Source organism: Pseudomonas sp. 8Z (genome assembly GCF_902506535.1).
In the GTDB taxonomy this organism is placed as follows: Bacteria; Pseudomonadota; Gammaproteobacteria; order Pseudomonadales; family Pseudomonadaceae; genus Aquipseudomonas.
Genome location: NZ_LR733825.1, coordinates 223,794 through 236,366, shown reverse-complemented (window position 1 = coordinate 236,366; position 12,573 = coordinate 223,794). Strand labels below are relative to the sequence as shown.

General features: G+C 56.3%; 9 protein-coding genes. 3 read left to right on the top strand and 6 right to left on the bottom strand.

All coding sequences use genetic code 11. From position 1 onward, the window contains the following. Positions 1-14 precede the first annotated feature (14 nt). The 6 genes from AERO9A_RS05360 to AERO9A_RS05335 all read right to left on the bottom strand — a co-directional run bounded on the left by AERO9A_RS05360 (position 15) and on the right by AERO9A_RS05335 (position 9,423). Positions 15-968: a tetratricopeptide repeat protein gene (locus AERO9A_RS05360; protein WP_159970898.1), complete on the bottom strand. Its 954-nt coding sequence runs from the start codon at positions 966-968 to the stop codon at positions 15-17. A 473-nt stretch (positions 969-1,441) separates the two neighbouring features. After that, positions 1,442-2,389, bottom strand: a complete 948-nt coding sequence (locus tag AERO9A_RS05355; RefSeq protein ID WP_159970897.1) for a tetratricopeptide repeat protein — start codon at positions 2,387-2,389, stop codon at positions 1,442-1,444. A 13-nt stretch (positions 2,390-2,402) separates the two neighbouring features. Further along, positions 2,403-3,368: a tetratricopeptide repeat protein gene (locus tag AERO9A_RS05350; protein ID WP_218580128.1), complete on the bottom strand. Its 966-nt coding sequence runs from the start codon at positions 3,366-3,368 to the stop codon at positions 2,403-2,405. A 54-nt stretch (positions 3,369-3,422) separates the two neighbouring features. After that, a complete protein-coding gene (locus AERO9A_RS05345; protein ID WP_159970895.1) occupies positions 3,423-6,518 on the bottom strand; it encodes a hypothetical protein in 3,096 nt (1,031 codons plus the stop codon). Continuing rightward, positions 6,515-7,363 carry a DUF4123 domain-containing protein gene (locus tag AERO9A_RS05340; RefSeq protein WP_159970894.1) on the bottom strand — a complete coding sequence of 283 codons (849 nt, stop codon included), beginning with the start codon at positions 7,361-7,363 and terminating at the stop codon, positions 6,515-6,517. The genes AERO9A_RS05345 and AERO9A_RS05340 overlap by 4 nt, the downstream gene beginning before the upstream one ends. Next, positions 7,348-9,423 (bottom strand): type VI secretion system tip protein VgrG, encoded by a 2,076-nt coding sequence (locus tag AERO9A_RS05335; protein WP_159970893.1) that lies wholly within the window; start codon positions 9,421-9,423, stop codon positions 7,348-7,350. Before AERO9A_RS05335 ends, AERO9A_RS05340 begins: the two co-directional genes overlap by 16 nt. Before the next feature lie 264 nt (positions 9,424-9,687). Between AERO9A_RS05335 and AERO9A_RS05330 the strand changes: the two genes are divergently transcribed. The 3 genes from AERO9A_RS05330 (at position 9,688) to metW (ending at position 12,566) form a co-directional block, all read left to right on the top strand. Beyond that, positions 9,688-10,701: an NAD(P)-dependent alcohol dehydrogenase gene (locus AERO9A_RS05330; protein ID WP_159970892.1), complete on the top strand. Its 1,014-nt coding sequence runs from the start codon at positions 9,688-9,690 to the stop codon at positions 10,699-10,701. Positions 10,702-10,803: 102 nt separating this feature from the next. After that, on the top strand, positions 10,804-11,943 hold the full coding sequence (locus AERO9A_RS05325) for a homoserine O-acetyltransferase (RefSeq protein ID WP_159970891.1): 1,140 nt from the start codon (positions 10,804-10,806) through the stop codon (positions 11,941-11,943). Positions 11,944-11,945: 2 nt separating this feature from the next. Beyond that, positions 11,946-12,566, top strand: coding sequence for a methionine biosynthesis protein MetW (gene metW, locus AERO9A_RS05320; RefSeq protein ID WP_159970890.1), 621 nt, complete (start codon positions 11,946-11,948; stop codon positions 12,564-12,566). Positions 12,567-12,573: the final 7 nt, after the last annotated feature.

Genomic DNA, 12,573 nt, shown 5'->3' with positions numbered 1-12,573 from the left:
GTGCCTCACCCCCCCTAAAACCCAAAACGTGGATCGAAATACGAAATAGCTGGATGTGCCTTCTTCCATTCTTCCGCATAAGCCTTTGCTTTAGCAATTTGATCCGCAGACATCGTAGGCTCTATAGCCTTAAGCAGATCGCGCTCATAGTCATGTCCTTCATGCCTTACCTCAGCAACCAGCGATAACAATGCATATCCCTTAACCTTGTCTAGGGGAAAATCCAGCTGATTGGGCATATGAACAAGGTTAGCTCCATAAGTGCTAACCGCATCCACCTCTCCTACTTCAGCAGCCTTTCTCAACCACTCACGAGCGCTTTCAAAATCACCTTGGGTGACAGACATCCCAAAGACTTTCATCATCGAAAGCGCATGACCATTTTCTGCCGCTGCCCTATACCATTTTTCCACTGCATCCTGACGGGCACCTGGCGAAAAAAACCAGCCCTTTCCGTTTTTGTAGTAGTTGGCAAGTTGGTATTGCCCTACAGGCGATCCCGCTTCCGCTGCCTTCTTCAGCCAATCTGCATCGCCAGTAACGGCGTACATTTGGCTCATGGCTTGCAAATCACCCTTTTTTGTCCGCTCAAGCCCTTCTTGATAGGCACGCTGTCGCCAGTAATCCTGATCTTGGGAGCATGTGTCTAAAGTGCCGCACAGGTCGCGCTTGCTGGCCAACCGCAACATGGCGTGGATATCCCCCTGCTCGGCTGCTGCTTCATACCATCTCTGCGCATCGGGAGTCATAAAGCGCTTGGATAAGCGTAGTGCCTCTCCTAAGTAATACTGTGCTTCACGGTCTCCGGCCTCAGCTGCCTTAAGCAAGAGTGGTTGCGAATCATACCAATCACGTTGTTTATACAAAGAAATCCCTTTGTCCCTAGCCTTCATCAATTCGGAACTTAACTCAGCACTAGCGCTCCCCGCACATAGAAACAGCCCACAAATCATAAGCACACGCAACATCACGCTCATCCTCTTTCTTTAGCAGCATGCACCCCGGTAGGTACATAAGTCGTGCTGGCATTAGAGTATCGATAATCAACGCTGCAGTTATCATTTTTATGCATACCTAGCTTCGCAACGTGCTCATTAAAACGCCTACGAGTTGTTGCGCTTTCAAGAGTATAAGACCCCATACTTTCATCCATAAATTCTCGCAACCTCAACAACCCTTCGCAGAGCGCCTGACCAAGATTATTTATCGAGTTGAGCCCACTCAACTTCATCTCGGGCGAGCGCCCCTAGCACTATCACTGAGCTTGGCTAGGTATTTCTTTACTGTCCCTGTACTGAGGCATGCATGTAGCCCATGCAAACTTGACACTCTGTTATTGCACTAAATTTATTTGGTCTAGATCAGCAAAACTCAATCCATCAAAAAATAGTACACAAAAAACCAGCAGAACGAACAGCAAAAACTCTAACCGCCTCTCAAATTAGAAACCGAACCTCGGGTCAAAAAATGAAAGAGGTGGATGAGTCCGCTTCCATTCTTCCGCATACGCTCTAGCTTGCTCAAGCTGCGCCGAAGTCATCTTTGGTGCAATTTTATTTAGTACATCCTGATCGTAGTGGCTAGTTGGCGAACCCAAATTAACAACCAACCAAACTAATGCATAACCTTTTATGCGATCTAAAGGGTAACCAATATCAGATATATGGGCCAATTTGGCTCCATAGGTACTGACGGCATCTACTAGCCCGGCCTCTGCTGCCATTTTTAGCCATTTACGTGCTGCCTCGAAATCCCCTTTAGCGATAGATATTTCATAAGACCGCATCATTGCATTCGCTTGACCATTTTCTGCTGCTGCCCTATACCATTTCTCCACTGCCTCCTGACGGGCACTTGGCGAGAAAAACCAGCCCTTTCCGTTTTTGTAGTAGTTGGCAAGTTGGTATTGCCCTATAGGCGATCCTGCTTCCGCAGCCTTCTTCAGCCAATCTGCATCGCCAGTAACGGCGTACATTTGGCTCATGGCTTGCAAATCACCCTTTTTTGTCCGCTCAAGGCCTTCTTTATAGGCACGCTGCCGCCAGTAATCCGGATCTTGGGAGCATGTTTCTAAAGTGCCGCACAGGTCGCGCTTGCTGGCCAGCCGCAACATGGCGTGGATATCCCCCTGTTCTGCAGCAGCTTGATACCACTTCTGCGCTTCAGCAGTCATATAGCGTTTGGATAAACGTAACGCCTCCCCCAAATAATATTGGGCTTCGCGGTCACCTGCTTCGGCGGCTTCACGCAAGAATGGCTGAGAGTCTATCCAGGAGCCCTGCTTATATATAGCTAAGCCATGATCGCGAGCTGCTTGCTGTTGCGGAGAGAGCCCAGCATTTACCACACCGACGAATGTACAGAAAATTAAGGTCAGAACTCGCGACAACGTGCCACGCTCCCTAAAACCCAAAACGTGGATCGAAGTACGAAATAGCTGGATGTGTCTTCTTCCATTCTTCCGCATAAGCTTTTGCTTTAGAAATTTGATCCGCAGACATCGTAGGTTCTATTGCTTTTAGCAGTCCACGCTCAAAATCATCCCCTTCATGTCGTATCTCAGCAACCAATGATAAAAATGCATAACCTCTAACTTTATCTAGCGGGAACCCCATCTGATCGGGCATATGTACAAGGTTAGCTCCATAGGTACTAACTGCATCGACCTCTCCCTTTTCAGCAGCTTTTACCAACCATTTACGGGCGTTTTCAAAGTCGCCTCTAGTGGCCGACATTCCAAAACACTCCATCATCGCAAGCGCATGACCATTTTCTGCTGCTGCTCCATACCACTTTTCCACTTCACGTTCACGAGCACCTGGTAAGAAAAACCAGTCATTTCCGTTTTTGTAATAGTTAGCAAGTTGATATTGCCCTACCAGCGATCCCGCTTCCGCCGCCTTCTTCAACCAATCCGGATCGCCGGTAACGGCGTACATCTGACTCATGGCTTGCAAGTCACCTTTTTCGGCTCGCTCAAGCCCTTCTTTATAGGCACGCTGCCGCCAGTAATCTTGATCCTGGGAACATGCCTCTAGCGTGCCACACAAGTCGCGCTTACTGGCCAGCCGCAACATGGCGTGAAGATCCCCCTGCTCTGCTGCAGCCTCATACCACCTCTGAGCCTCAGAACTCATGAAGAATTTGGCATGACGTAATGCCTCACCTAGATAATATTGTGCCTCGCGATCTCCGGCTTCTGCGGCAATCTTCAAATAAGGAGTCGCACTTATTTGCTTTCTCTGCTGATAAAGAACAAGCCCTTTACTCTTTGCTTCCTGTACTGCCGGGCTTAAATCAGCATTTACACCCCCTGCAAACAAAAAAAACCATAACACAACGATCGTTCGAATAGACACAATCAACACCTCTGACTCTTATACGCAGTTAATTTTTCCAACCAAGAATACAAAACCATTGCGCTAGCTTCGATAACCAACCTTGCAGATATGATTTACGTGCATACCAAGCCTAGCAATGCGCTCATTAAACTGCTTTCGATCTAGATTATGCCGTGGAACATAAGACCCCGTATTGGCGTCCATGAAATCCATTAATCTGAAGAGCCCTTTGCAAAATGCAGCCTCCGGATTTTCATCTGTTTTTTTACCATTCGGATTCATACGCGTTATCGCTTCTTCATATTGGCGCTGTGCGTTGTTAGGTATCTTCTCACTAAAGACGCCTCGCGCTGAGTCATGCATCCAGCTAATACATAGTTCAATAGCCTGTTGTTGCATCAAGCGAATTCGAACCGGATTAATACTTTCATCCGTCCCGTCAGGATTCAGCGTGCGAGGAGGTTCGGTAAGACTTAATAGTAGCGGCCCTATTGCCTCCGGCGGCAACCCCTCAAACCACTTCTTGAAATCAGTCCGCCGCTCGCTGGTGGTCAGTGTATAAGCAATATATCCACCGTTCCCGCGGCCAGTCAGTTGGCTATACAGTGCATTGATATCATCGATACTGCGCGCAGCAAAAAACGCCACATCACCCAGGGTGGTCAGGCAGATATAAGACAGCTTGCTGAGGTAATTGAAGGCCTCTGGTGTAATCCAGTCGAGCTGGCGGTAGTTGCTGTTGACCAGCGCCTGGCGAAACAGACCGAGCCAGTCGGCAAGGCTTTCGTAGTCGATGGCGAAGGAGAGCCCGCCTTTAGCCCCCGCCCCCCAGAACAGCGAAGCCTTGGCCGAGAAGATCAGCCGGCCGTTAACCAGCCCCAGACGGAAGTCGGCTTCACCGCTTAAGCCCACTCCACCGTTAACCTCTGCCTGCAACTTGGCTAGGGCACGCCAGCCCTTCTTTGGCTGCTCGCCCGGTAGTGGCGGTGGCATCAACACACCCGCAGGCGGGTTCCAGTACAAAGCGCCACTAATACGGCAGCCGGCCTGAGCGCCCGCGAACAACTTGAGCTCGGCGACAGAGCCTTCACGCTGGCCAAAATCGACCCCTGATATACCTAACCGACCGTCCTCGCTGCTTAACTCCAGATCGCGGGCCAGGCTCAGACTAGCGCCAGCAAAGCCCCATGCCTTCACATTGCAGGAAATAAAGTAACGCCCAAGATCGATCGTCTGGATTGGCCGCTCGCAATTGCCATTGTCGACGCGGTAATGCAGCAGCATGGGGCGAGCCTTGGCGGGCTCGGGAATTTTCCAGTCGATCAGATCCACTTCGCCACGCCAGGAGGTATAACTCAATTCCAGCTTTGCGCTAGCTAAGGCGAGCTTGCCCCCCTTGCCTGCGCTGACGCTAAGCTCTGGTGCAGCCTCCACTTTGGCTTTGAGATCGGGGTTATACCATTGGGTGACCATCCGTAAGTATTGGGCCTGGTAGTTACTGTCGAACAACATGATCTTGCGGATCAGCGATTCATCGAACAGCATCTGTCGCACACCCTCGGCCCAAAGCTCACGGCTGGCCGGGCTCTGTAGGCTCTTAACCTGATAGCCACGCTCAATTTCCAGCCAGACGAAGAACGACTCCGGATGAAAGTACCCCTCCTCATTGAACCAACGTTTCTCGGGACTTACTTCAATAGCCCCTTGTTCTTTAAGGTAGAGGCTGAATTGCTCGTCTTTACTCGGCTGATCGAGTGCCGCCAGTTTGCTGGTCTTACTGGCCTTTTTCCAAGTCTTCTTATCAAAAGGGTTGAACGGCAGGTCGTTCAAACTGATATGAGATAGCGTTTTACCTAAAGACGACAGCGAAAATTCGCGCAGAGGGATGTCGTCCTTGGCCAGGCTATCGAGCGGTTTGATGGCATAGTCCTCTGCCTCCCACACCAGAATACGATAGGGTTTCAAGCGAGCCAGGTTAGCCTCGGCCTGCTTGCGAAGATCCATCATCAGCAGATTGACGTCGCTAGCTTTTTGCATTTCCTCGGCGAACAATGTGTCCGGTGGTGCGGCGTAGCCGGCAGTCGCGCTCTTGAAGCGGATAAACTTAGCCCTGATCTGAGCACGTAGCGTATCCAAACTTTGACGCGCCACGATGTACTTATCGAACGCCTCTATACCCACTTTGGGATCGCCGCTGCACAGAGCGAACTCAGGCACAGCGACCCCCAAGTTAGCCAGCTCGATGATCAAATCCATGTAGGGTTTGAGCTCGTAATCGTATAGCCGGTTGTACTGGGCGATATATATCTGCACATCGCTGCAGTAGGCATCATTTTTGTCTTGGCAAGTGGCTATTGCCTTGCGATAGGCGTTGAGTACTTGCCACAGTGGTTGGTAAGTTCCAGTTTCACCTGCGCCCAGTCCATCGTAAACCTCATGGTGTTCTTCTCGGCGCCCAGCCAAGGCCCAGTAACGATCCAAGGCCTCCTTGATCGCGCGCTCTCGCGGGCTGTAGATGCGATCCGCCTGCACATACAGGCCCTCTTTTTGCGCGGCAGTGAGCCCACGTTTGCGCAGCTCTGCCAGTTCACGCTGTTTAACACGCTGCTCATCGCCCAGAGCCTGCCATTCCCGTTCACGACGCTGGTAGTCGGCATACTCCGGTGAGTAGGAGTCGTTTCTTTTACCGCTGTGCATGTCATTCAACGCACGCAGCTTGGCAGCTTGAGCATTTTGATAGTTCTCATCGCTGAACTGCTCGCTATCTTGCTCAATCTGCCGCTCTAGTGCGTCTACTTCGCTGACTAACTGCTCGTAGCGAGCCTTATCAGTTGCGTTGAGGAACGCCTTGGCCTCAGCAGGTATGAATGGTTTATATAGACCGCGCCCATCTAACTCAGCCTGACGGGCGGCCTTGTCTTCGATACTCGCCACCGAGCGCAATTTTTCTGCACACTCTTGCAGGGCCTCCGCAACGCTTACCGGCAGCAGCCAGAACTTGTGCTGGCCGGTCACGTAAACCATGTCGGCGAATTCCTTCTGACCACAGTGTGGTTTGTCGTCACTGGGGCAGAAGGCGCTGGTCTCCACTGCCTTGGGCGGTTCATCGCCGGGCAGGACGACAGGTGCTCGGCTAGTGATTGGCGCTGCAGCGGTGGAAGTGGACGTTCCTGTCATATTGTCATTCCTTCGAGGCGTTGCACTTTTTGGTAACTGGGCAGGCTGCTATTCAGCACGGTCATGACTTCTCCCTGCTGAGGCAGTGGCATGCGATCAAGCAGGGACAGCAGGCGCTGTAGGTGCCGCCCGTCCTGAATGCCATGACTGACCAACAGGCGTAGGTTGTCGATGACCAGAGAAAGGCTCCCATACGACAGCCTGTACGGCATCGCCTCACATTGCGAACAGAGCCAGTAATACCAGCGCAGATCGTCGTGCGTAGCGATCGCTTCGGCACTCACCACCAGGGGGTGGGGGGCAGTCGGTATAGCTGTGGAGTCGGCTGAGTTTTCCCAGGACAGCCAGGCCGCCTCGCTATCCGGCTCGGCCGGTGTCCAGACTCGCAGCCAAGGGCCAAACAGATTCGCCTGAAGGCTACTGGAGGTAGTCAGCGCCAGAGCACTCCAGAACAATGGGTCATAGAAGCGGGACAAGACGTCTCCGGCGCTTGAGCTACGCATACGCAGCAGACACTGAGCATGCTTGAAGGCCGCCTCCTCCGTTGTCGTAATTTCCAGTGCGATACCGGCCCGCTCGCTTACGCAGAGCGTTCCGGCTAGGTCGGCGGCCTCACTGCCAGCCTCAACCTTGATCCAGAGCGGACTGCATTCAACTAGGCCAGCAAAATCCGTCCCTAGGAATAAACTGCGAGCCTCCATCTGCCCACCTAGGCCATACAACTGCTGAGCAGTATTAGGCTGGAGCACAGTATCGATCAAAAAATAGAGATCTTTGCCGCCTGGCATCTCCGGCAAACACGCCAAACGTGGCAACGCAATGAAGTTTTTTAGCCACGCAGACATGGACAGTCCTCCCGACTACAAATGCCGTTGGCCTGCTTGCCACAAACTGGCACCATCGCGCTTCTGCGCAGGCTTTGGAGAACAAAAACATTAGGCAACACGGCTTGTAGTAAAGCGCCCGCCTTATCCTGATCCGCCGCCCACGGAATAACCGGCCCCAGTATCTTCAACCCCGAGCCACTACCCGGCGCCCCGCCCGTGTTCATCTTGATGGTCGCGCCGCTGATGGTTACGCCGCTGGGATCGAGTTTGACGAAGCTGCCGCCGCCAACTGCGGTGAGTTCCATGCCCGCGTCGATGACGACTTTGCTACCGGCGTTGTAGTGAATCTCGTTGCCGGCCTCGATAAACAGGCCTGTGCCGATTTTGTTGTGCTGGGTGGTGGCGACGGTGAGGTGGTCGTTGGCGCGTACTTCCACTTTGCGGTCGAGGTCGGTGGTGCGGTGTTCTTCGGCTTTGAATTGGCTGTAGGTGTTGGCCTCGACGGTGTCGTGGCGTTCATTGCCGATGCGGATTTTCTGGTCGTGTTCGATGTTTTCGTCCCAGTCACGCTGGGCGTGGATGTAGATTTGCTCGGCGCCTTTGCGGTCTTCGATGCGAAATTCGTTGTAGCCTCCACCGCCTGGGCTGCTGAGGGTTTTGAACACGCTGCGGGTCTTGTTCGCGGGCAGCTCATAAGGCACGACGTGTTCGGCGTGGTACAGGCAGCCGGTGATAAGCGGCTGGTCGGGGTCGCCTTCAAGGAAGGTGACCAGCACTTCCATGCCGACACGCGGGATGGCCACGCCGCCGTAGGCATCGCCCGCCCAGTTGGAGGCCACGCGTAGCCAGCAACTGGTGGTGTCGTTGCCTTGGCCGTCGCGATCCCAATGAAACTGCACTTTCACCCGCCCATACTGGTCGCAGTGGATCTCTTCACCCGCCGGGCCGGTGACTACAGCAGTCTGGCTGCCGAGCACCTTGGGTTTGGGATGCTCCAGCGCGGGGCGGTAGGGAATGTCCCAGGGCGTGGCGGTAAAGCGGTTGCGGTAGCCTTGTTGAAAGCCGTCACCCGATTTGGTGTTGCTGGTGACCGACTCTTCGAGCACCTGCGGTTGCTTGCCTTCGTGGATCACTTCATCGAGCAGCCAGAGGTCGTTCCATTGCTGGCGCGGGTGCCCTGCCAGGGCGAGGAAGTGGCCGCTGCACAGGTAGGCATCACTTTGCCCTTCAGCCAGTTCGTAGTCGCTGCGCAGGCGTTCCAGGCTGCGTTTGGCCAGGTGCTTGCCACGGTTGCGGTCGGTGAAGCGACCTGGGTAGTCGTAGACTTCCAGCGCCGGGGTGAACTCGCTGCTGTAGCCCGCTTCCATCTGCAGTTTGGGTTGTTCGAAGTCGTAGTCGCGCCAGGTGACCTGCGTGGTGCGGGTTTCCAGGCGTACACCGAAGGCGCGTACCACTTCGTGGCTGGCCGCCAGGCCGCTGCCTTGCTGGTAGTTGAGCGGGGCGAGCTTGGGGAAGACGCTGGAGTCGTCGCCAAAGACCACGACGTGGCCGTCTTCGCTGTGCTGGAAGTGGAAGCTGATGCCCTCCTCTTCGCACAGGCGCTGGATAAAGCGCAGGTCGCTCTCGTCGTACTGGGTGCAGTAGATACGCTCGGGGTAGACGTAGGGGCCGAACTGCATGCGGTAGTCGGTGCCGTCGAGCAGGCCGTGTTCTTCGAGCACGGCGGCGATGATCTGCGGCGCGGTCATGTGCTGGAAGATGCGCTGGTCGAAGCTGTGGCCGAGGTAGGCCAGGGTTGGGCGCAAGTCGATGCGGTAGCGGGTCAGGCGTTTACCGGAGTCACCTTGCTCGACGCCGTAGATGATGCCGTGCACGCCTTTGCCGCTGGGGCCGAAGGCGAGGTAGGCGGGTTGGTTGATCAGCTCATGCAGATCGAGATTGGCGCGTGGGCTAACCAGATCGATCTCGAAGCAATAGGGCTTGTTGAGCATCTCCCGACCGAGGAACGACAGCACCTGCAGGTCGCTGTCGACGGCGGGGATGGTCAGGGTGATGTGCGCCTGGTTGGCATCCAGCATGCTGAGTTCTCCATCCATGAGTAGGGCAATGTCGGAGAGTGCCGGACGCTGGATGACGGTTCAATGCTGGCAGGGCAATAGCATGACCGTCATCACGGAAAGCGTTGCGCGCCAAGCAGAGCAATGGCCGCGCCCTCCGTCCGAACCTCTCCCAAGTCTATTGGTCTGGGTTAGACAGGCATCGCGCGAGAAGTTTAAGGTGCCCGATGATATTCCCGCCGCTTTGCTAGCAGAGTGGCCAGATAGCTGACAGGAGAGCGCACGATGAAAGCCATGACCCTCAGCAAGCCCGGTGGTTTCGGGCAGATCGCCCTCAGCGAAGTGGCCGATCCTGGCCAACCTGGGCCGGGAGAAATTCGCGTCGCGATCAAGGCCAGTTCGCTGAATTATCACGACCTACTGGTGGCCAGCGGCGCGGCGCCGACCGAGGATGGCCGTATCCTGATGTCCGATGGTGCTGGCGTGGTCGAGGCCGTCGGCGCCGATGTCAGCGAGTTTGCCGTGGGCGACTCGGTGGTTTCGACCTTCTTTCCCAACTGGCTGGCCGGTCAGCCCTTCGCCGGGGTAGGCCACTTCGGCCACACCCCAGGTGACGGCGTGCAGGGCATGGCCGCCGAGTACGTGGTACGCCCAGCCGCCGCTTTTACCAAAGCACCACAAGGCTGGAGCCATGTTGAAAGCGCCACCATTACCACCGCCGCGCTGACCGCCTGGCGCGCGCTGGTGGTCGACGGCCAGCTCAAGGCCGGTGCCACCGTGCTGACCCTGGGCACCGGCGGCGTTTCCATTGCGGCCCTGCAACTGGCCAAGGCCATGGGCGCGCGGGTGATCGTCACCTCATCCTCGGACGAAAAACTGCAACGTGCCAAGGCGCTCGGCGCCGATGCACTGATCAACTACAAGAGCACCCCGAACTGGGCCGAGCAGGTCAAGGCGCTGACCGGCGGCGAAGGCGTCGAGCATGTCATTGAGCTGGGCGGCCCTGGTACGTTGGCACAATCGATCGACGCGGTGAAAGTCGGCGGGCATATCGCCCTGATTGGCGTACTGACTGGCCTGCAAGGCGACATACCGACCGCCACCCTGATGCGCAAACAAGCCCGCCTGCAGGGCCTGATCGTCGCCAGCCGCACGGATCAGCAGCAGTTCGTCCGCGCCCTGGAGCAAACCGGCATCCGCCCGGTGATTGATCGCACCTTCGCCTTCAGCGAACTGGCCAGCGCCTTCGAGCATCAGAAAAACGGCCAGCATTTCGGCAAGATCTGCCTGCAATGGTGAAGACCGCCATGAGACGCTGACGCCCCGCCCGCATGCTTGCTTGCCGCTGCGGGCGGTGCTCTTTAGACTGGCGCCCTTCCCCGCTTCGTTAGCCGCCTTTCCATGCCCACTGCCTTTCCCGAAGATTCCGTCGGCCTGGTCAGCCCCCAGGTATTCAAGTTCAGCGAGCCACTGCCTCTGGCCTGTGGACGCAGCTTGAGCGAGTACGAGTTGGTCGTCGAGACCTATGGCGAGTTGAACGCCAACCGCTCCAATGCCGTACTGATCTGCCATGCGCTGTCTGGCCATCATCACGCTGCCGGCTACCACAGCCCGGACGACCGCAAACCCGGCTGGTGGGATAGCTGCATCGGCCCCGGTAAACCCATCGACACACGCAAGTTCTTCGTCGTCAGCCTCAACAACCTCGGTGGCTGCAACGGCTCCACCGGCCCTGGCAGTGCCAACCCGGCCACCGGCAAGCCTTACGGCGCCGACTTCCCGGTGATGACGGTGGAAGACTGGGTCAACAGTCAGGCGCGCCTGGCCGACCAACTCGGCATACAGCAATGGGCAGCAGTGATTGGTGGCAGCCTCGGTGGCATGCAGGCGCTGCAATGGACCATCAGCTACCCCGAGCGCGTGCGCCATTGCCTGGCGATCGCCTCGGCGCCCAAGCTGTCGGCGCAGAACATTGCCTTCAACGAAGTCGCACGCCAGGCGATTCTCACCGACCCGGAATTTCACGGTGGGCACTTCATCGAGCAGGGCGTGGTGCCCAAGCGCGGCCTGATGCTGGCGCGCATGGTCGGCCACATCACCTACCTCTCCGATGACGCCATGGGCGAGAAATTCGGTCGCGGCCTGAAGAGCGAGAAGCTCAACTACGACTTCCACAGCGTCGAGTTCCAGGTGGAAAGCTACCTGCGCTATCAGGGCGAGGAGTTTTCCGGGCGTTTCGACGCCAACACCTACCTGCTGATGACCAAAGCGCTGGACTACTTCGACCCGGCCGCCGCCAATGACGGCAACCTGGCGCAAACGCTGGCCGTGGCCAAGGCCGACTTCTGCCTGATGTCCTTCACCACCGACTGGCGCTTCTCCCCGGCTCGCTCGCGGGAAATCGTCGACGCCCTGACGGCGGCGAAGAAGAACGTCTGCTACTTGGAGATCGACGCCCCGCAGGGCCATGACGCCTTCCTCATGCCGATACCGCGTTACCTGCAGGCGTTCGGCAGCTACATGAAACGGATCGAGGTGTAAGCATGCGAGCGGATCTGGACATCATCCAGGAATGGATCGCCCCAGGCAGCCGTGTGCTCGACCTGGGCTGCGGCGACGGCGAACTGCTCGCCTGGCTGCGCGACAACAAACAGGTTGCAGGCTACGGCCTGGAAATCGACCCGGACAAGATCGCCCTGTGCATCGAGCGCGGCGTCAACGTCATCGAACAGAACCTCGATCTGGGCCTGGGCAACTTCGCCAGCGACAGCTTCGACGTGGTGGTCATGACGCAGTCGCTGCAAGCCCTGCACTACCCGGATAAAGTGCTGGCCGAGATGCTGCGTGTCGGCAAGACCTGCATCATCACCTTCCCCAACTTCGGCCACTGGCGCTGCCGCTGGTACCTGACGACAAAAGGTCGCATGCCGGTTTCGGACTTTTTGCCCTACACCTGGTACAACACGCCGAACATCCACTTCTGCACCTTCGAAGACTTCGAGCGCCTGTGCCATGCTCAAGGTGCCCGCGTGGAAGAACGCCTGGCGGTGGACCGCGACCACCGCCACGGCCTCGCCAGCCGTATCTGGCCCAACCTGCTGGGCGAAATCGGCATCTACCGCATCAGTGCGGCAGGCTTGGCCGACCACCCCGTCGCGGTCTGAACGAGGA